This is a genomic window from Kangiella koreensis DSM 16069, assembly GCF_000024085.1.
Classification (GTDB): domain Bacteria; phylum Pseudomonadota; class Gammaproteobacteria; order Enterobacterales; family Kangiellaceae; genus Kangiella; species Kangiella koreensis.
In genome coordinates, this window is the sequence record NC_013166.1 from 491,472 (window position 1) to 509,548 (window position 18,077).

Annotated in this window: 16 protein-coding genes; 10 read left to right on the top strand and 6 right to left on the bottom strand. The window is 44.7% G+C overall.

Features of this window, described 5'->3' with window-relative positions; genetic code table 11:
• Positions 1-51: 51 nt before the first annotated feature.
• Genes dxs through KKOR_RS02440 form a run of 3 tightly spaced genes read right to left on the bottom strand, consistent with a single transcriptional unit; the run spans position 52 to position 3,075 of the window.
• Positions 52-1,911, bottom strand: a complete 1,860-nt coding sequence (dxs, locus tag KKOR_RS02430) for a 1-deoxy-D-xylulose-5-phosphate synthase (protein ID WP_012800417.1) — start codon at positions 1,909-1,911, stop codon at positions 52-54.
• A 15-nt stretch (positions 1,912-1,926) separates the two neighbouring features.
• Complete coding sequence (ispA, locus tag KKOR_RS02435; RefSeq protein ID WP_012800418.1) at positions 1,927-2,817, bottom strand: (2E,6E)-farnesyl diphosphate synthase; 891 nt, start codon at positions 2,815-2,817, stop codon at positions 1,927-1,929.
• A gap of 12 nt (positions 2,818-2,829) precedes the next feature.
• Positions 2,830-3,075, bottom strand: coding sequence for an exodeoxyribonuclease VII small subunit (locus tag KKOR_RS02440; RefSeq protein ID WP_012800419.1), 246 nt, complete (start codon positions 3,073-3,075; stop codon positions 2,830-2,832).
• Positions 3,076-3,295: 220 nt separating this feature from the next.
• Here KKOR_RS02440 and KKOR_RS02445 point away from each other — a divergent pair, with 220 nt between their 5' ends.
• The 3 genes from KKOR_RS02445 to KKOR_RS02455 all read left to right on the top strand — a co-directional run bounded on the left by KKOR_RS02445 (position 3,296) and on the right by KKOR_RS02455 (position 8,040).
• Entirely contained in the window at positions 3,296-5,020 is a 1,725-nt protein-coding gene (locus tag KKOR_RS02445; protein ID WP_012800420.1) for a glutamine--tRNA ligase/YqeY domain fusion protein, read from the top strand.
• A 296-nt stretch (positions 5,021-5,316) separates the two neighbouring features.
• Positions 5,317-7,164, top strand: coding sequence for an AsmA family protein (locus KKOR_RS02450; RefSeq protein ID WP_012800421.1), 1,848 nt, complete (start codon positions 5,317-5,319; stop codon positions 7,162-7,164).
• A gap of 117 nt (positions 7,165-7,281) precedes the next feature.
• The gene (locus KKOR_RS02455) at positions 7,282-8,040 is read left to right on the top strand and encodes a DUF4097 family beta strand repeat-containing protein (protein ID WP_012800422.1); all 759 of its coding nucleotides are present in this window, start codon (positions 7,282-7,284) and stop codon (positions 8,038-8,040) included.
• Between the two features lie 95 nt (positions 8,041-8,135).
• Here KKOR_RS02455 and KKOR_RS02460 read toward each other — a convergent pair whose 3' ends face one another.
• Positions 8,136-8,768, bottom strand: a complete 633-nt coding sequence (locus tag KKOR_RS02460; protein WP_012800423.1) for a class I SAM-dependent methyltransferase — start codon at positions 8,766-8,768, stop codon at positions 8,136-8,138.
• Between the two features lie 49 nt (positions 8,769-8,817).
• Here KKOR_RS02460 and uup point away from each other — a divergent pair, with 49 nt between their 5' ends.
• Genes uup through KKOR_RS02480 form a run of 4 tightly spaced genes read left to right on the top strand, consistent with a single transcriptional unit; the run spans position 8,818 to position 12,883 of the window.
• Positions 8,818-10,728: an ATP-binding cassette ATPase Uup gene (gene uup, locus KKOR_RS02465; RefSeq protein WP_012800424.1), complete on the top strand. Its 1,911-nt coding sequence runs from the start codon at positions 8,818-8,820 to the stop codon at positions 10,726-10,728.
• A 24-nt stretch (positions 10,729-10,752) separates the two neighbouring features.
• Positions 10,753-11,346 carry a DNA endonuclease SmrA gene (gene smrA, locus KKOR_RS02470; protein WP_012800425.1) on the top strand — a complete coding sequence of 198 codons (594 nt, stop codon included), beginning with the start codon at positions 10,753-10,755 and terminating at the stop codon, positions 11,344-11,346.
• A gap of 41 nt (positions 11,347-11,387) precedes the next feature.
• The gene (locus tag KKOR_RS02475) at positions 11,388-11,819 is read left to right on the top strand and encodes a hypothetical protein (RefSeq protein ID WP_012800426.1); all 432 of its coding nucleotides are present in this window, start codon (positions 11,388-11,390) and stop codon (positions 11,817-11,819) included.
• Positions 11,820-11,848: 29 nt separating this feature from the next.
• Positions 11,849-12,883 carry a lipid A deacylase LpxR family protein gene (locus tag KKOR_RS02480; protein ID WP_012800427.1) on the top strand — a complete coding sequence of 345 codons (1,035 nt, stop codon included), beginning with the start codon at positions 11,849-11,851 and terminating at the stop codon, positions 12,881-12,883.
• A 2-nt stretch (positions 12,884-12,885) separates the two neighbouring features.
• Here the strand turns inward: KKOR_RS02480 and greB are convergent, their stop codons facing one another.
• Positions 12,886-13,374 (bottom strand): transcription elongation factor GreB, encoded by a 489-nt coding sequence (gene greB / locus KKOR_RS02485; RefSeq protein WP_012800428.1) that lies wholly within the window; start codon positions 13,372-13,374, stop codon positions 12,886-12,888.
• 8 nt (positions 13,375-13,382) lie between these two features.
• A complete protein-coding gene (locus tag KKOR_RS02490; protein ID WP_012800429.1) occupies positions 13,383-13,595 on the bottom strand; it encodes a hypothetical protein in 213 nt (70 codons plus the stop codon).
• 147 nt (positions 13,596-13,742) lie between these two features.
• Between KKOR_RS02490 and KKOR_RS02495 the strand changes: the two genes are divergently transcribed.
• The 3 genes from KKOR_RS02495 to KKOR_RS02505 all read left to right on the top strand — a co-directional run bounded on the left by KKOR_RS02495 (position 13,743) and on the right by KKOR_RS02505 (position 17,859).
• Positions 13,743-14,975, top strand: coding sequence for a sensor histidine kinase (locus tag KKOR_RS02495; RefSeq protein ID WP_012800430.1), 1,233 nt, complete (start codon positions 13,743-13,745; stop codon positions 14,973-14,975).
• A 3-nt stretch (positions 14,976-14,978) separates the two neighbouring features.
• The gene (locus KKOR_RS02500; RefSeq protein ID WP_012800431.1) at positions 14,979-15,557 is read left to right on the top strand and encodes a response regulator transcription factor; all 579 of its coding nucleotides are present in this window, start codon (positions 14,979-14,981) and stop codon (positions 15,555-15,557) included.
• Positions 15,558-15,636: 79 nt separating this feature from the next.
• On the top strand, positions 15,637-17,859 hold the full coding sequence (locus tag KKOR_RS02505) for a TonB-dependent receptor family protein (RefSeq protein WP_012800432.1): 2,223 nt from the start codon (positions 15,637-15,639) through the stop codon (positions 17,857-17,859).
• The last annotated feature ends 218 nt before the right edge of the window (positions 17,860-18,077 follow it).

Here is an 18,077-nt window from a genome sequence, read left to right on the forward strand (position 1 = left end):
TAGCTGGTTTTTTTGTACGTGAACTATCATCTTGAAATAAGTCTTGGAGTATCAACCTTCTTTAGGAGGGGCAGGGCTGAGCTCTGTAATAGATTGAACTGTCAGGTGTATTCTTTGTAACAATTCTCTGGTGTCGCCATGTTCAACGAACCTGTCGGGAATTCCTAAGTTTTTAACTTCGATTTGAATATTATTATTCAACAGAAATTCATTAATGGCTGAGCCTGCACCGCCCATGGTGGCGTTTTCTTCGATGGTGATGAATTGCTCGTGGGTTTCAGCTAGCTGTCTAATTAACTCTTTGTCTAACGGTTTTACGAAGCGCATATCGGCAACTGTGGCGTGGATCTTTTCTGCCGCTTCCATGGCGATCTTAACCATTGAGCCAAAGGCCAGGATGGCGACTTTCTCGCCGCGACGTTTGATGCTGCCTTTACCCATCGGGAATGGGGTGAGGGTTTGCTCAGGTTCTATGCCATTGCCCATGCCTCGCGGATAACGCACTGCTGCCGGGCCTTCATACAGATAACCGGTGTATAAGCACTGGCGACATTCATTTTCGTCGCTTGGTGCCATTATGACCATATTCGGAATGCAGCGCAGATAACTCAGGTCAAAGGCGCCGTTATGTGTGGCACCATCGCCACCAACTAATCCGCCACGATCAATCGCAAACAGCACATCAAGATTTTGCAGCGCGACATCGTGGATCAGTTGATCGTAGCCGCGTTGCAGGAAGGTTGAGTAAATGGCACAGACTGGTTTGAGACCTTCGCAGGCCAGGCCAGCAGACACGGTTACTGCGTGTTGTTCCGCAATACCCACATCATAATAGCGCTCAGGAAATTCGCGCGAAAAGCGAATCATATCAGAGCCTTCACGCATGGCAGGGGTAATGCCTACAACGCGCTCATCTTTGGCGGCGATATCACAAAGGAAGTCACCGAAGATGTTGGAATAGGTTTTGGGCTTTTTACCTTTCGGTAGGCTGCTATCTTTAGGATCAAAAATCGGCACGCCATGATAGGCAATGGGATCATTTTCCGCTGGCTCGTAGCCTTTGCCTTTGCGCGTGACGACGTGCAGAAACTGAGGGCCTTGCAGCTCTTTAATATTATTGAGGGTATTTAATAACGTTGGCAGGTCATGGCCATCAATTGGGCCATTGTAATTAAAACCTAATTCTTCAAATAGAGTCCCAGGCAAGACCATGCCTTTCATGTGCTCTTCGGCACGACTGACGAAATCTGAAAGTGGCTTGATATTATGTAATGCTTTTTTGCCTGTTTCACGAACCCGCTGATAAAAACGGCCGGCCAATAACTTGGCGAGGTATTTATTCATGCCGCCGACATTCTCTGAAATCGACATTTCATTATCGTTCAGAATAACCAGCACATTAGCATCCGTATCCGCTGCATGATTCATGGCTTCGAAAGCCATGCCGCCAGTTAAAGCACCGTCACCAATTACTGCTACACAATGGCGGTCCTCGCCTTTTTGCTTGGCTGCCAGCGCCATACCCAAAGCTGCGCTGATTGAGGTGCTAGAATGACCTACGGCAAATGTATCGTATTCAGACTCGGTGCGTACCGGAAAAGGGTGCAGACCATCAGTTTGACGAATGGTCTGTAACTGATCTCGGCGACCGGTCAGAACCTTGTGAGGATAGGCCTGATGGCCTACGTCCCATACAATGCGATCATCCGGCGTATTGAACATATAGTGCAAGGCAACAGTAAGCTCTACTGTACCTAAGCCAGCAGCAAAGTGGCCACCACATTGACTGATAGTGTCTATGAGGTACTGACGCAGTTCGTCGGCAACTTCAGCCAGTTGCGACTTTTCCAACTGCCTGAGGTCGAAAGGCGAGTCAATGTGCATTAATAAAGGGTATTTTTCAGAGCTCATAGGGTTTTGCGGTAATTAAGCATTACGATAGACTATATAGTTCGCCAACTCGGCGAGGGAGTCGGTATTGTACGGCAACTTAGCCAGTGCTTGTAGGGATAAATCCAATAAATGCTCTAATTTCTGCTTAGAGCCGTCAAGGCCGAGCAGGGCAGGGTAGGTGTTCTTGTCCTTGGCCAGATCAGAGCCTTGCGGCTTGCCGAGGGTGGTGGTGTCGGACTCAATATCCAGAATGTCGTCTTTAACCTGAAAGGCCAGTCCAATGGCGTCGGCATATCGTTCTAGTGCATCTTGCTCCAGCTGGTTGAGCTTACCGGCACATAAAGCGCCCAAAAGCACACTGGCTTTGATCAAAGCACCAGTTTTCATACGGTGCATTTGCTCAAGTGTTGCCAAGTCTATTATTTTCGAAGTCGATTCCAGGTCAATGGCTTGACCGCCGCCCATACCAAGCGACCCACTGGCTTGAGCCAGTAATTGAATCATTTGTAGTTGCTGCGGCTGGGCTTTGGCCGAAAATGGATGACTGGCTAGCTCTTCAAAGGCCTGAGTATGCAAAGCATCACCGGCCAGAATAGCGGTTGCTTCGCCGAATTGAATATGACAGGTTGGTTTACCGCGGCGTAAATCATCGTCATCCATAGCTGGCAAATCGTCATGCACCAATGAATAGCAATGAATCAATTCAACTGCTAGAGCTGGGCTGTCTAAATCGATAAGTTCAGCGCCTAGAGCCTGCCCGGTCATATACACCAGTGTTGGACGAATACGTTTGCCACCGTTAAGAGCACCATAGCGCATGGCCTGGTGTAAACTTTGTGGATTGGTGTCATCACTGGGTAAACGCGTGTTTAATATCTTAAAAACCCGGTCTTGCCAGTGTTCAAGTTGTTGGTGAGTAGTCATTGAGAATTGAGCTTATTCGTCGTCAACTTCGAAAGCTTGTTCCTGATTGTCCATCAGAATGGTTACTTTTTGTTCCGCTTCAGCCAGTAACTTTTGGCACTGACGAGACAATTTAACACCTTTCTCAAATACTTTGAGGGCATCGTCAAGGGGCAGTTCGCCCCCTTCAAGTTGCTCAACAATAGACTCCAGCTCTTGTAACTGGTTCTCGAAATTAGCGCTGGTCGTTTTTTTTGCTGGTGCATTCTTTGCAGGCATAAGTATAGATCAAGGTTGGGTGAAATAATTGGTTGTATTGTCCTATATTGGTACTGAAAAGAAAAGCGCCAGCCTCACAGCTTGTCGAGTTGAGGTTTTGAGTGAAAAAGTTGTGCTTGGCGCGGTTCAAGTGTCGCATTAGCTTGTAAATATCGCTAAAATCCCCACCTATCCTAGACATTTATTTAATTTGCGCACTTTAGCGCCTAATGGCAGATTCATGAGTTCAGCGACTGACAAGACTACAGGCAACGTTACGACTAATGCTACGAGCAGTACGGAAAAAACGACTCCGACCAATTTTATTCGTAACAAGATTAACGAAGATATTGCCAATAACAAAAATGATGGCAGAGTGCATACCCGTTTCCCGCCTGAACCGAATGGCTACTTGCATGTCGGTCATGCCAAGTCGATTTGCCTGAACTTCGGTATCGCACGTGACTATGACGCGCCCTGTAATTTGCGTTTTGACGATACCAATCCGGAAAAGGAAAGTGAAGAATTTGCTAAAGCGATTCAGGAAGATGTGCACTGGCTTGGTTTTGAATGGCAAGGTGAAGTACATCATGCTTCAGATTACTTTGACAAGTTATATGCCTTTGCCGAAGAGCTGATTCAAAAAGGCAAAGCTTATGTGGATGAACAACCTGCTGAGCAAATCGCAGAAAACCGCGGTAACTTTCAAACGCCAGGCAAAGAGAGTCCATACCGCAATCGTCCGATCGAAGACAGTTTAGAGCAGTTCAAGCGCATGAAAGCTGGCGAATTTTCTGATGGACAAATGGTCTTGCGTGCCAAGATTGATATGTCGCATCCGAATATGTTGATGCGCGATCCGGTGTTGTATCGCATCAAGCGCTTCCATCATATTCGCACCGGCGATAAGTGGTGCATTTATCCGATGTATGATTTTACCCACTGCATTTCTGATGCGCTGGAAGGTATTACTCATTCACTGTGTACCCTTGAGTTCGAAGTCAACCGTCCTTTATATGACTGGGTGCTGGATAACATCACCATTGACTGTCATCCACAGCAAATTGAGTTTTCACGCCTGAATCTGGCTTATACGATTACTTCAAAGCGTAAATTGACCCAGCTGGTCGAAGAAAAGCGCGTGGATGGCTGGGACGATCCTCGTATGCCAACTATCTCAGGTATGCGTCGTCGTGGTTATACGCCAGCATCGATCCGTAACTTCTGCGATGCGATTGGTATCAGTAAGGTCAATAGTGTTACCGACATGATCTTGCTGGAAGATAATGTGCGTGACGATCTGGATAAGTCGACTGAGCGTCGGATGGCTGTGCTTGATCCGATCAAGGTGGTTATCACCAATTACCCGGAAGACAAAGAAGAAATCTTAACTGGTAACAATCATCCTAAGTTTGAAGAAATGGGGACGCGTGAGTTGCCATTCAGTCGCGAAGTTTATATTGACCGTGCAGACTACAGAGAGTCGGCCAATAAAAAATATAAGCGTTTAGTCAAAGACGGAGAAGTGCGTCTGCGTAATGCTTATGTGATTAAAGCTAACGAAGCGATTCTGGACGAGAATGGCGAAGTTCAGGAACTTCATTGTACTTATGACCCAGATACTTTAGGCAAGAATCCGGAAGGTCGTAAAGTTCGTGGCGTCATTCACTGGGTTTCAGCCAAGCACGGGAAAAAAGCAACCGTTCGTTTATACGATCGCTTATTTAATGTGCCTAACCCGGGAGCAATGGACAATTTCCTGGAAGCCCTCAATCCAGATTCCTTTGCGGTGATTACGGCAATGGTTGAGCCGAGTCTGGCACAGGCTAATCCTGAAGATCGTTTCCAGTTTGAGCGTGAGGGATATTTTACTGCGGATCGCTATGAGTTTTCGGCAGATAATCTGGTCTTTAATCGCACTGTAACTCTGCGCGACTCCTGGTCGGATAAAGACACTAACTCCTGATATCTTTTTAAATCAACATCCGAATCTAAGCTTTTAAGAATCTAAGCGAGAAAATAAAAAGGCCAATCTTTCGATTGGCCTTAACTCTTTTAGGGGGACTAGGTCTGAGGGTTCTAAGAACTAGGTCTAAAAGCTTGTCTAAAAAGTAACTTTCCATGAACTAACAATGACAACTTATCTGTTAAGTTTGTCACCTATTATTATGAAAAGTTCAAAGTTTTTGGCAAAAGATGCGGGAACTATCAATAATTACTGTTAATCTAATGGTAACCGATTGATTTTTACAGGATTTAAAAATGAAAACCTTACTAAAATGGAGCTTCAGGCTCGTGATAGCAGTGGTTGCCCTATTTATTGTAGCGGCCGTGGCTTTAATGATTTTTTTCAACAGTGATCAACTGAAAACAACACTGACTAAGCAGGTTAATGAGAGAACAGGTGCTGAATTAGTGATTAAACAGGACTTAAGCTTATCGTTTTTCCCATGGTTGGCGATTGAAACTGGTGATATTAGCTTGTCGCAACCTCCTGCATTTCCACAAACAGACCCAGCTCTAACGATTGGCGCTGTGTCTGCCAGCATTAAATTAATGCCTTTATTCAGTGGTGATATTGAAGTTGGTGCGGTCACTGTGAGCGATGCAACCTTGAATATGACTAGTGGCCCGCAAGGTAAATCAAACCTGCAAGCTTTTACTGAAGCGTTACAAAAAGCAGAGACTGCAGATACCGCTAAGGAAGCTTCTGATGCAAAGGCTTTAGATTTAAGTCTGCAAAAGCTGGAGCTTAATAACTTTACCGTTAATCAGTTTGATACCACTAACAAACAGAGCCAAAGCATCACCTTAGATCAGTTCATTATCCAAGATTTTCGTCCAGGGGAGTTCAGGCCGGTTAATGCCAGCGGTAAAATTTCAACCGAAGTGAATAAGCCGGCGATAGAATGGGCTCTTGAAGGGGATTTAAAAGTCAGTTCCGACTTTAAGCAGATTAATGTACAAAAGCTGGATGCCAGTGTCGACAATGTTTCAAGTACAGTTCAGACCGTTGGGTTGACCGGAACTTTATCGGTGGCTATGGGCGGTAAGAGCACTTTGATTGAGCACCAGGGTGCGGTGACTCTCGATGACCAGTCGGTAACATTTAAAGCTTCGGCAGGCTTAGGGGATATGAATGACATTAAGGTCAGTATGAATGCGGACAGCCTGACGCTTGATCTGTTGATGGCAACAAGTGGCAAAAAAGAAACCACAGCAAAAGGTGAAGCTGATTTTTCGCCAGTTGCCGACTTCCTGAAAAAGTCGCGTATTCAGGGTGACCTGACAGTTGGCAGTTTGAACTTGAAAAACACCAGATTTACCCAGGTGTCAGCCAATATTTTTAATAAAGGTGCTACTTTACACCTTGACCCATTTAAGGCTCAGGCTTTCCAAGGTGAGTTAGCCACCACTGCCAGTGTGGATTTTGCCAGCAAGCCACTAGCATTGGCCATCCAGCCTGATTTGAACAATATTCAAATAGGAGACCTGCTAGCAGCTTTCTTTGGCTTTGAGCGCCTGTCTGGGCTTGGTGCTCTAGATCTTGATATGAAGACCAAAGGTGTAGACGTTAAGCAAATGCTACAAAACCTTAATGGTACCGGCCATATCAACTTATCAGACGGTGCCTTAATGGGCATTGATATCGAAAAACTGATTGCCTCAGGTTTAAGTCTGCAAACTTTGAACAAAGAAAGTTACAGTGGAAAAACAGTTTTTGCCGGTTTGAAAGGTGATTTGAAAGCCAATAATGGTGTCATTGACCTGTCAAACTTTGCCATTAATTCACCAGTGTTTGATTTGCTCGGTAAGGCAACAACCGATGCCAACAAGGAATCTATTGGTGGCAGCTTTCAGTTGGTCCTAAAAGGTGCTTTAAAAGAGCAGGTGGAAGCGAAATACCCGAAATTGGCTGGGAAAAAGTTACCTTTTGAATTAAAAGGGACCTGGGCTGAGCCAAAAGCCAATATCGATTATGAAGCAATCCTCAAAGCGGAATATCAGGGGAAAATTGATGAGAAGAAAGAGGAATTGGAAGATAAGGTGAAAGACGAGCTTGAAGATAAACTTGGTGATTTCCTCAAGAAGAAAAAAGGAGACAAGTAGCTCCGTGCTTACAAAAGCCCTCTGCTGAGGGCTTTTTTTTCAAATATTCAGTAAGTGACTAAACCCTTTGTCAGTAATTGGTATCCAATAGGTGTATTAACAAAATGAGGGTTAACAATGAAAACATTAATTTACACAAGTGCCATAGTGGCTTTGTCAGTTTTTGGAACAGCTAGTCAGGCGGAAGAAAGCAAAAGCTTTTCGCAAACCTATGACTTCAATGCTACTGGCTCTGTATCCGTTGAAAATATTAACGGAAGTATTGAAGTTAGCGGTTGGGATAAAGATGAAATCGCTCTTGAATACGTCATAACTGCCGATAATGAGAAAGATTTGAAACGGATTGAAGTGATTATTGATCACACTGACAAGGACTTTGATGTTGAAGTGGATTTCAAAAGTTCAGGTATGTTTAATTGGGGCGGTGGTTCTGGAGAAGTGGACTTTGTCTTGAAGGTGCCTAATAAAGCTAAGCTGAATTCGATTGATTCGGTCAATGGAGCTATCACTATTGTTGGCATGCATAGCGATGTTCAGGCTGATGCAGTTAATGGCAAGATTACCATTGAAGGCTCTTCTGGTGATGTATCTGCCGATACGGTAAATGGCAAGATTATTATCCGTATGGCTCGCTTAGGTTCTTCGCAAAGAATTAAAGCTGATAGCGTAAATGGTGATATAGCAGTTTATGCGCCTGCCGACTCTTCATTTAAATTGTCTTCAGAAACTTTAAATGGTGATCTGAGTAATGATTTTGGTATTGAAGTAGACGAAGGTGAATATGTTGGCGCCGAGATGAATGGTTCTTACAACGGTGGTGGTGCTAGCTTGTCATTCGATACGGTAAATGGTGATATTGAAATTTTGAAGAACTGAAATTTTTTGAATTAAAGAGTTAAACACCCCTTAAATATCCTTTGGAACTTTGTTTGAAAGCTATTGGGCGGATTCTTGCAATGAGTCCGCCTTTTTTATGCTTTAAAAAGAAGTTGTGTGTCAGCCCCGATGAGTTTTAAGGTTAAATCCCATTGCTCTGCGATCCAGCGAAAGGTGTTGTCAGAGTAGAAGCAGACATGAGTTCGGTCGTTTTTATAATGCCAGCGACTAAAAGCGTCTTTATCTATCCAGCGCTTGGTCATGACGCCGAGCACTCCTTTAGGTTTGAGCATATTCACTAGCTGTGGAATCACCTTGGAAGGTTGGTATAAATGCTCAAAGACCTCGGTGGCGGTAATAAAGTCATATTGCTGCATAAGCAGCTCTGGCTGGTTGGCATAAAAAAGATCATAGTTATTCATAATAAAGCCACGCTCAGCCATCATTACTGAAATGGTAGGGCCTGGCCCGCAGCCAAAGTCGAGTCCTTGAGCGTTATTGGGAAGATATTCCGCTAATGGTAACAGTAAGCGATTTAAGAATTGGCGATAGCCCTCATCATCTGGTGAGTTCTGGTGGAGATCGTACTGATATTTTTCATCGTTTGCTGTGAGAAGTTGGTGTTGTGGCACAAAGACCAGATCGCACACCTCACAGTGTAGATAATCTCGCTGTTTGTCGGTATGAAAGTGCGAAGTTTGATGGTTCAAGCAAAGAGGGCAAGTCATCGGCAATCTTTTACGTTAAAATAGCGAAAACACCAAAAGTATCATTTTAATGGCATTAGTAACACTACAACAAGTTGAAGTCAGCTATGGCGGTCCTGCCTTGCTGAATAAAGTCGATTTTACCATGGAGCCCGGAGAAAGGGTTTGTCTGATTGGGCGTAATGGCGTCGGCAAATCGACCCTACTTAAAGTCATCAACCGCGAAATTATCCCTGATGATGGTGATATTCGCTTTGTACAGGGCATAAAAGTCGCCAAACTGACTCAAGAAGTGCCATCCGGCACCAGTGGCAGCGTATTTGACGTTGTCGCGGAAGGTCTGGGCGAAGCGGGGGCGTTAATTCGAGAATTTCATCATTTAATCCAATCCACTGACGATGCATCGATGCAGAAATTGGCGCGTGTTCAGGAAAAAATCGAAGAAATTAACGGCTGGGCAATGGATCAGAAAGTCGAGACCGTGATTAATCGCTTGAGTCTCGACGCCGAAAAATCTTTCGATGAGCTGTCCGGAGGTATGAAAAGACGAGTTCTTTTGGCTAAAGCGTTAGTGGAACAGCCGGACATTTTATTACTTGATGAGCCAACCAACCACCTGGATGTAGAGTCTATCGAATGGTTGGAAAACTTCCTGAAAGCCTACGAAGGCAGTTTGCTGTTTATTACCCACGATCGTCGATTCCTGAAAAATCTGGCGACTCGAATCGTTGAAGTAGACCGCGGCAAATTGACCTCATGGCCTGGCGACTATGAAAACTTTCTGCGTCGAAAGGCGGAGCAGCTGGCGGCGGAAGAAAAGCAAAATCAGGATTTCGATAAAAAACTTGCTCAAGAAGAAGTCTGGATTCGTCAGGGGATCAAAGCTCGCCGTACTCGTAACGAGGGGCGTGTTCGCAGACTAGAAGCTGCGCGACAAGAGCGTGCGGAGCGCCGTAACCTGATTGGCAATGTAAAGCTGCAAGCACAAGATGTGGAAGCATCGGGTAAGAAGGTTATCGAAGCCAAAAATATCCACCATGGATATGAAGGACGAACCTTAGTCGATGATTTTTCGACTCTGATTATGCGTGGTGATCGGATTGGTATTATTGGACCTAACGGTGTCGGTAAAACCACCCTGATCAATATTTTGCTAGGAGAGTTAAAGCCAGATGAGGGCGACGTAAAATTAGGTACCAAATTAGAGATCGCTTATTTCGATCAGCATCGCGCCCAGTTGGATGAGAAGCAATCGGCTATGGACAATGTATCTGGTGGTAAAGACTTGATGACCATTAATGGTCAGCCACGTCATGTTATCAGCTATTTGCAGGATTTCCTGTTTACTCCTGAGCGTGCAAGAGCACCCATTACCGCTTTGTCAGGTGGTGAGCGAAATCGATTGCTGCTCGCTAAAATCATGGCTAAGCCCTCGAATTTATTAATTCTGGATGAGCCGACCAATGATCTGGATATTGAGACACTCGAATTGCTGGAAGAAATGTTGGATAACTATCCAGGTACTTTGATGCTGGTTTCTCACGATCGTGATTTTTTGAATAATGTGGTGACTAGCACAATCGCTTTTGAAGGAAATGGTATTGTTAAAGAGTACGTAGGCGGTTATGACGACTGGTTACGACAAAAGCCGCGTGATGCAGGCAGTACTTCGAGTGCTAAGTTGGCTCAGGAAAAACAAACAGACTCTGAACCAAAAACTAAAGCGTCAAACAAGGGTCAGAAGAAGCTCAAGAAGCTGAGTTATAAAGATCAGCTTGAGCTTGATAAGTTACCTGAATTGCTAGCAGATCTTGAGCAAAAAATTGAAGCGGTGCATAAGCAAATGAGCGATCCTGAATTTTATCAAAAGGATGGCGATACAATTGCCGAAACCAAGCAAGCGCTGGAGCAACTTGAAGCAGAATTGGAGCAAAAGTTTGAGCGCTGGGAAGCTTTGGAAGAAATGAGAAATAGTCTGTAAATATTGCGTTAATTGAGGTGGTGTATGTCACAAGATGATTTTGAGCTATTTAAAAAAGAGTTGTCCGACGTTCAGCGCCTTAAAAATGATCGGGTAAATTTGCATAAAGCCAATGAAGGCCCAAGTATCGCACAGCAGGCAAGGCGCGAAGCTGCTGTAGGTCGTAAGCCTAATGTGGATCCCAATTACCTGACTACAGATTTTGTTGAGCCGGTGTTGCCAAATGATTGGCTTGAATATAAAAAAGACGGTGTTCAAGAGGGTGTCTATAAAAAGTTACGGCTTGGGAAATATACTATTGATGCGCATATAGATTTACATCGACGCAGTGTGAATGAAGCGCGTGAAGATGTGTTTTATTTCCTGAGTGGTAGTTTTAAGCGTGGAAAACGCGCAGTATTAATCACTCACGGCAAAGGTGAACGTAGCCATCCACAGGCAGTTTTAAAAAGTCATGTCAATCATTGGTTGAAACAGCATAGTGCTGTGCTGGCATTCCATTCGGCACAGAAGCAACATGGTGGTTTAGGCTCGGTTTATGTTTTGCTTAAAAAAAATGATGAAGAAAAACAAATTAATCGAGAATTATTTAATAAAGGTTTTGGAAAAAGACTGTAATAAGACAAGTGGCCTAATTACAGCAAGGCGAGGACAATACAATGGACAAACATTCTGATAATAAAGACTTGATCGAACTTGATGCTGAGCATGAAGAAGATGATTCGAGTGTCAATAAAGATACCTGGGACAGAACCAGAGAGTTAATCCTATTGCAAGTCAAATTAGGCATAGACGCTATTCGCGATTTCGTCTTAATCCCAGTTGCACTCTTCTGCTATATTTTAGACTTTGGTGAGCGCGACAAGTCTAAGCCTTCCTATTGGGACCGATTGATGGCCTGGGGCCGACGTAGCGATCACCATATTAATTTATTTAAACATCGTCGTTCTTATAAAAAAGGGTATATGACGATAGATGATGCTATGAACATCGTCGAAGAAACGATCCGCAAGGAAGTGAAAAATGGGGACTATTCTGAGCAAGTGGTTAATAAGGTTAAAGATAAATTCAAAAACCGAGGTAAGCACTAAAATTTATAATCCCAATAGAAGGATGTAGTATGTCAGCTAAAACAATGCAGACTGCAGTTGCTACGCTTGCGTTATGCTTTATCCCATTATCTATCGCAGCTGGTGAGGTTCCTTTCGCTGAACAGGAATTAGATGACCCCGATACTTTTGTAACCATTACCGTTGAGAATGATTTATTTGCTGGTCGCGACGGTGGCTATACTAATGGCATTGGTGTCAGTTGGGGACGAGGGCCTTTCCAGACCATGGAAGAGACCGATAGTCCAGAATGGCTACAATCAATGGCACACGCATTTGGTATTCACGATGACACTCAGCATTTTAATGCTGCGACCTATAGTATCTTTCAGGGAATTCAGACACCTTCCGATATTACTAACTCTAATTTTGAGCCGAATGACTTGCCTTATGCTGGGATTTTAGGTTGGCGTGGCACCATCCATTCCTGGACTGAAAGTCGTGCCGAACAATTTAGCCTGATACTCGGTATGGTTGGCCCTGCATCGCTTGCGGAGCAATCTCAAAAGGCTGTACATAAAATTACCGGTTCTGACGAGCCAATGGGCTGGGATTATCAGTTACATAATGAGCCAGTATTTGCCTTACAGGCACGCCGCAGCTGGCGGCATGAAATCAGTAATGGCGATGGGCATGGTGTTGACTTTATCGGCATGCTTGAAGCAAGTGGTGGTAACTTTTCCTCGTATATCGCCGGAACTTACATGGTACGTTGGGGTTTAAACCTCCAGCGAAGCCATGCCTCCATCAGCGTATTGCCGGGACGTGAAATTAACCCTTTGGCGGGTACCAATACTGAAGAGTATTACGTCTTCTTTGGTGTTCAACCGCGCTATGTCTTCAATGATATTTTTGTAGATGGAAATACGTTCCGAGATAGTCCTTCTGTTACCATCAAGAACGAACGGCTGATCTACTCTACCGGCTTTGTCTGGAACTGGAAAAACTGGGGGCTGTTGTTTTCATTGGCAGAAACTACAAGCACTTTTGAAGAACGTAAAGGCAATGCCAAGTTTGGATCGGTCAGCATTAGCTATCGTTTGTAGTTTTAATCTTCATGCGGTGATGGGTATTCGATTCCCATAATCCAGAACAGCTTTTCTCCATCTGGCAATCTTAGTTTAACTTCATCATCAATCTGTTTTTTTAACAGAGCGCGAGCCATCGGAGAATCGATGCTGATGTAATGTGGTTTGTGATCAAATTCGTCAGAACCAACCAGGCGGTAAATAATTTCCTGGCCATTCTCATCTTCTAATGAAACCTGAGCACCAAAGAATATTTTATCTTTCTCTTGTGGAGTGTGCTCTATAACTCTTAGATCAGCTGTGCGTTTCTGTAAGTAGCGCACCCGGCGATCAATTTCACGCAGTTGTTTTTTTCGGTAAATATATTCGGCATTTTCACTGCGGTCGCCTTCCGCTGCTGCCGCATTGATGGCGCGGGTAACTTCAGGACGCAGTGTTTTCCACAAGTAAGCAAGTTCATTGCGTAGGCGAACCGCACCTGCGGCGGTGATTAAGTTAGATCGTGGCATGGTAAGTTTTAGTTAGGTTGGTCGTCTTCTTTGTTTTCAGTGGCGTCTTTTAATTGTTGATCAAGGTTATCAACGCGCTTTTGCATTTCCTCCTCAACTTGCTTGGCTTTATCCAGCTGCTGGTTTTTATAGTCCGACAATAGCTTGTCGGACTCTTTTTCTTCGTTCGAGCATGCTGTTAGCGTTAAAGTGATCAGGATCAGTGAAAGCCATTTATACATCGTGATACTCCTATAATTTCTCTAGTGTTTTATGATAGCGCAGTTACTGGTAACAAGTCCCTATGCTGTGACTAATTATGCCCAATTAGGGGAATTCAATGTTATACATTATAATTTGCTAATGTAGAATCGAGAGTCGTGCCGACGATGCCACATTTTAACCAACAAATTATGACGCCACTGAGTTGGGGCAGGGGCTTTGCACTATTACTACAGGTACTTTACCTGTTTTGGCTGCAGCAAATGCCGTCCCCCGTGGTTTGGGTCATTCTGTCGGTGCAAACAGCCATACTGTTGCATACCCTCGTTATCAGCCGCGCAACCGTTAGTGAGCTGGGTATTTTTGTTGCGCTGCTACTTGATGCGCTGTTACTGATTGCATACGTCTATCTTACAGGCGGTATTGCCAACCCCTTGATTTCACTTTTGCTATTACCGGTAGCTACCGCTTCTTTGATGCTCAAGTCGCGCTACGCACTAAGCTTGTTAGTGATCGCTATCGCAGGCTATAGCCTACTGTTAAGTGTGGTATCAGAACATCAAGCTCATCAAAGCTTCATTTCACACCTTATCGGCATGTGGCTGGTGTTTATTGCCAGTGCGCTGTTGCTGTATTACCTGGTCAGTCGTCTGGTGCGGGCAACCCGAGGCCAGCAGCTGGAGTTAGAACAGCAGAAGCAACGACAACTCAGAGATGATTATTTGCTGGCATTGGGTGTTTCGGCAGCTGATGCGGCACATCAACTGAATACTCCGCTTTCCAGTATGGCGGTGATGGTTGATGATATGCCCGTATCGGATGATAAAAAGTTAATGGAGCAGCAGATTAGTCGCTGCCAGAAGATTACGCAGAGTATTCAGGCGCAGTTCGAACAATTAAAGCAGCGCCAGTATCAAACGATCTCGGTGAGTGACTTGTTAAGTCAGGTTGCTTCCAGTTTCCGCTTGCTGCATCCGGAAGTCAGGTTGGAATTGGATGCTGGGTCTGACTGCAACAGCAATCTGTATCAGCTAAACAGCCACCTTGGTTTTAACAGCGCCTTGCTTAATATCATGGATAACGCCGCTAAGGCTTCGGAGCTTAATCAACAGTCACGTATCAAGCTGGCCTGCGAGATTGATAAGAACCATGCTGGTCAGCCATCCCTTACTCTACAAATTTTTGATTATGGTGAAGGCCTGGCTAAGCATCAGCTAGAGAGTTACGGCTTTGTGCCTAATTTTAATTCACAGCAGGGTATGGGCACCGGTAGCCTGATATCCAGTGCCAGTATTGAATTGATGGATGGCACCATTCACATAGAAAATCATCCGCAAGGGGCTGTGGTGACAGTAAGTTTACCTATTAAGCAGCAAGTTACAGCGAAAACCAGGAGCTAGTTTATGACCAGTAATTTGCTTCTGATCGAAGATGATGAGGTTTTTGCTCAGGTGCTGCAAAACTCGCTACAAAAGCGGGGAATAAGCTGCACTCATGTGAGTACTATCGAACAGGCGTCAGATCCTGAGCTGGGCAAGGATTTCGACTCGATAGTGCTGGACCTGTATCTGGATGGTGAGTCGGGCTTAAGCATTTTGCCGCAACTGCGCCAACGATATCCGCAGGCCAGTATTCTGGTGCTGACCGGTTATGCCAGCATAGCAACCACGGTACAGGCGATGAAGCTGGGCACAGATAACTACCTGCCCAAACCTGCCAATGCCACCCAGATACTGAATGCACTTACTCAAGAGTCAATTGAACTACCTGAGTCGAGTCAGCAGAAGGTTGTCGACCAATCGGAAAAGAGTAGTGATGCTGGGATGCAACAAGATGTTCTGTCGGTTGAGCGGTTACAGTGGGAGCATATCCAATCTGTCTTGGCCCAGCATCAGGGCAACATTTCTGCAACCGCCAGAGCCTTGGGGATGCATCGAAGAACCTTACAGCGGAAATTGTCAAAAAAGCCTAAAAATAAATAAGAATGCTGTTGATAACTATTCTCATTTAGATTTATAATGCGCGCGTTGTTCACTTACAAACATAATACAGGGTATGACAATGCAACCTCGTTTCTCTTTCAGCGCATTAACTGTTGCTATGACAATTGCGCTTACAGCATCTCAAGCAACTTTAGCCGACGACCTTAAAAAAGGTGATCAAGTCGAAACCATCCAAATCATTGGCGATAGCCAGGCAGCGCAAAAAGTGCCAGGTTCTGCACACGTGGTTTCAGAAACTGAGCTAGAAGAATTCAAATATACCGACGTTAACCGTGCATTACAGCAAGTACCGGGCGTCTATATCCAACTGGAAGATGGCTTGGGTTTACGTCCAAATATCGGTATTCGTGGAACGGGAACGGGCCGCTCAGGTCGCGTTACCCTGATGGAGGATGGTGTGTTAATCGCTCCAGCGCCTTATTCAGCTTCGTCAGCTTATTATTTCCCAACCTTTGACCGTATTACTGGTATCGAGGTATTGAAAGGCCCAGCCGCTATTAAATACGGCCCATTCACTGTGGGCGGTGCTGTTAACCTGATTTCTCGTCAGATTCCAGTCGATGCCCAGGGGCAGCTAAAATTAGAGCTTGGTGAGAACAATGAACGCCGTGCTTACGCTTATTATGGTGATAGCAGCGATAATTTTGGTTACCTGATCGAAGCTAACAAACACGTTACTGATGGTTTCAAAACGATTGACCGTCATGGCGATGAAACAGGCTTCGACAAAGACGATTATGTTGCTAAGTTCCGTTTTAACTCAGATTACTCAGCTGACGTTTATCAGCAATTGGATGTCAAAATCCAGCACTCAACTGAAGATTCGGATCAGTCTTACTTAGGTTTGACCGACGCTGATTTTGCCGCTAACCCATACCGCATGTATGGCGTTTCAGCGCTGGATAATTTTGACGGTGAGCATGACCAATATGTATTGAGCTACTACGCTGATTTAAGCGACAGTTTTGACTTGCGTGTCACTGCGTATCGCAATGAAACGGCACGTAACTGGTATAAGACTGGTGCCTTCATTATGGATGACCCACTAAACCCAGGTACTTCAACTCGTTATAGCTGGTCAAGCATTATCAATGAAATTAATACCGGTGGTAGCAATGCGACTTACTTCCAGTCTATTCTGGATGGTGCGGATTCGCCTAATGACCGCATTGAAATTACAGACAATAATCGTAACTATATAAGCGAAGGCATTCAGGCCAGTTTCGAGTGGGATTTCACTGTTGGCGAAGCGCAACATGACTTGCAGTTAGGCTTGCGTGTTCATGAAGATGAAGAAGATCGCTTCCAGCGCAACAGCTACTTCATTCAGGAAAATGGCACATTAGTGTTGGATCAGGCAGATGCCTGGGGCACAGCCGGTAATCGTGTTTCTTCAGCAGAAGCAAACTCTTACTATTTAGTTGACACCATTACTTACGGTGACTGGATCTTTACACCTGGTGTTCGTTACGAAGACGTGGATTTAAAGCGCGAAGATTGGGCTAATGCAACCGACCGCAGCGCAGCGCCAAGTGTTCGCACAAACAGCGCCTCAGAAGTGCTGCCTGGCTTTGGTGCCTTGTGGTTATTAAGCGATAACACCAGTTTATTGTTTGGTGTGAATAAAGGTTTTGCACCTCCTGGAAACAGCCCTACGGACAAACCAGAAGAAAGCTGGAACTACGAAATGGGTGTGCGTTTTGCCGGAGAAAGCTATAACAGTGAGCTGATCGCTTTCTACAGTGATTATGACAACCTGTTAGGCGAGTGTACTCTATCGAATAGTGGCTGTAGCATTGATGAAATCGGCGACCGATTCAACGGCGGTGCTGCTGAAGTAAAAGGTCTTGAGTTACGTGTTGTAGGCAAGTTCGCTGAGAACTGGCTGGGAAGTTTCAGCTACACCTACACCGACACTGAATTTGCTTCGACTTTTGATAGTAATGTCTGGGGCCCTGTGGAAAATGGTCAGCCAATTCCATACATCCCTGAAAATCAAATGCAATTATCGTTCGGTTATGACAACTCAGAGTGGAATATTTTCACTAACTTGAACTATGTTGATGGCACTTGTACTAAGCCAGCTTGTGGCGCCTTCCAACAAACAGACGATCGCTTTATCGTTGATTTAGCGTCTGAGTTTGATATCAACGATAGCACCAGCATCTACGCAACAATTGACAACCTGTTAGACGATGACTCGATTGTTGCACGCGAGCCTTATGGAGCACGCCCTGATAAACCAAGAACTGCACGAGTTGGTGTGAAGTTTAACTTCTAAGCAAATTGTCTTAGCTATAGGAAGTTATAATAACAATAACGATGTTAGTCTCTCCCTGGGCTCAAACTTGAAACTCAAAGGTCAATAGACCCTACGAGTGGTCAAATTGAGCCAATATGATACAGGCCCGCTTCGGCGGGCTTTTTTTATGTCCAGATTTTTATGCCCAAGCTTTTTTATGAAAGAACCAAACTAGGTTATGATAGTTTGAAGATGAA

Excerpts from the sequence above, each read along its gene's own strand:
- dxs (WP_012800417.1), bottom strand. The coding sequence starts at position 1,911 with ATGAGCTCTGAAAAATACCCTTTATTAATGCACATTGACTCGCCTTTC.
- ispA (WP_012800418.1), bottom strand. The coding sequence starts at position 2,817 with ATGACTACTCACCAACAACTTGAACACTGGCAAGACCGGGTTTTTAAG.
- KKOR_RS02440 (WP_012800419.1), bottom strand. The coding sequence starts at position 3,075 with ATGCCTGCAAAGAATGCACCAGCAAAAAAAACGACCAGCGCTAATTTC.
- KKOR_RS02445 (WP_012800420.1), top strand. The coding sequence starts at position 3,296 with ATGAGTTCAGCGACTGACAAGACTACAGGCAACGTTACGACTAATGCT.
- KKOR_RS02450 (WP_012800421.1), top strand. The coding sequence starts at position 5,317 with ATGAAAACCTTACTAAAATGGAGCTTCAGGCTCGTGATAGCAGTGGTT.
- KKOR_RS02455 (WP_012800422.1), top strand. The coding sequence starts at position 7,282 with ATGAAAACATTAATTTACACAAGTGCCATAGTGGCTTTGTCAGTTTTT.
- KKOR_RS02460 (WP_012800423.1), bottom strand. The coding sequence starts at position 8,768 with ATGACTTGCCCTCTTTGCTTGAACCATCAAACTTCGCACTTTCATACC.
- uup (WP_012800424.1), top strand. The coding sequence starts at position 8,818 with ATGGCATTAGTAACACTACAACAAGTTGAAGTCAGCTATGGCGGTCCT.
- smrA (WP_012800425.1), top strand. The coding sequence starts at position 10,753 with ATGTCACAAGATGATTTTGAGCTATTTAAAAAAGAGTTGTCCGACGTT.
- KKOR_RS02475 (WP_012800426.1), top strand. The coding sequence starts at position 11,388 with ATGGACAAACATTCTGATAATAAAGACTTGATCGAACTTGATGCTGAG.
- KKOR_RS02480 (WP_012800427.1), top strand. The coding sequence starts at position 11,849 with ATGTCAGCTAAAACAATGCAGACTGCAGTTGCTACGCTTGCGTTATGC.
- greB (WP_012800428.1), bottom strand. The coding sequence starts at position 13,374 with ATGCCACGATCTAACTTAATCACCGCCGCAGGTGCGGTTCGCCTACGC.
- KKOR_RS02490 (WP_012800429.1), bottom strand. The coding sequence starts at position 13,595 with ATGTATAAATGGCTTTCACTGATCCTGATCACTTTAACGCTAACAGCA.
- KKOR_RS02495 (WP_012800430.1), top strand. The coding sequence starts at position 13,743 with ATGCCACATTTTAACCAACAAATTATGACGCCACTGAGTTGGGGCAGG.
- KKOR_RS02500 (WP_012800431.1), top strand. The coding sequence starts at position 14,979 with ATGACCAGTAATTTGCTTCTGATCGAAGATGATGAGGTTTTTGCTCAG.
- KKOR_RS02505 (WP_012800432.1), top strand. The coding sequence starts at position 15,637 with ATGCAACCTCGTTTCTCTTTCAGCGCATTAACTGTTGCTATGACAATT.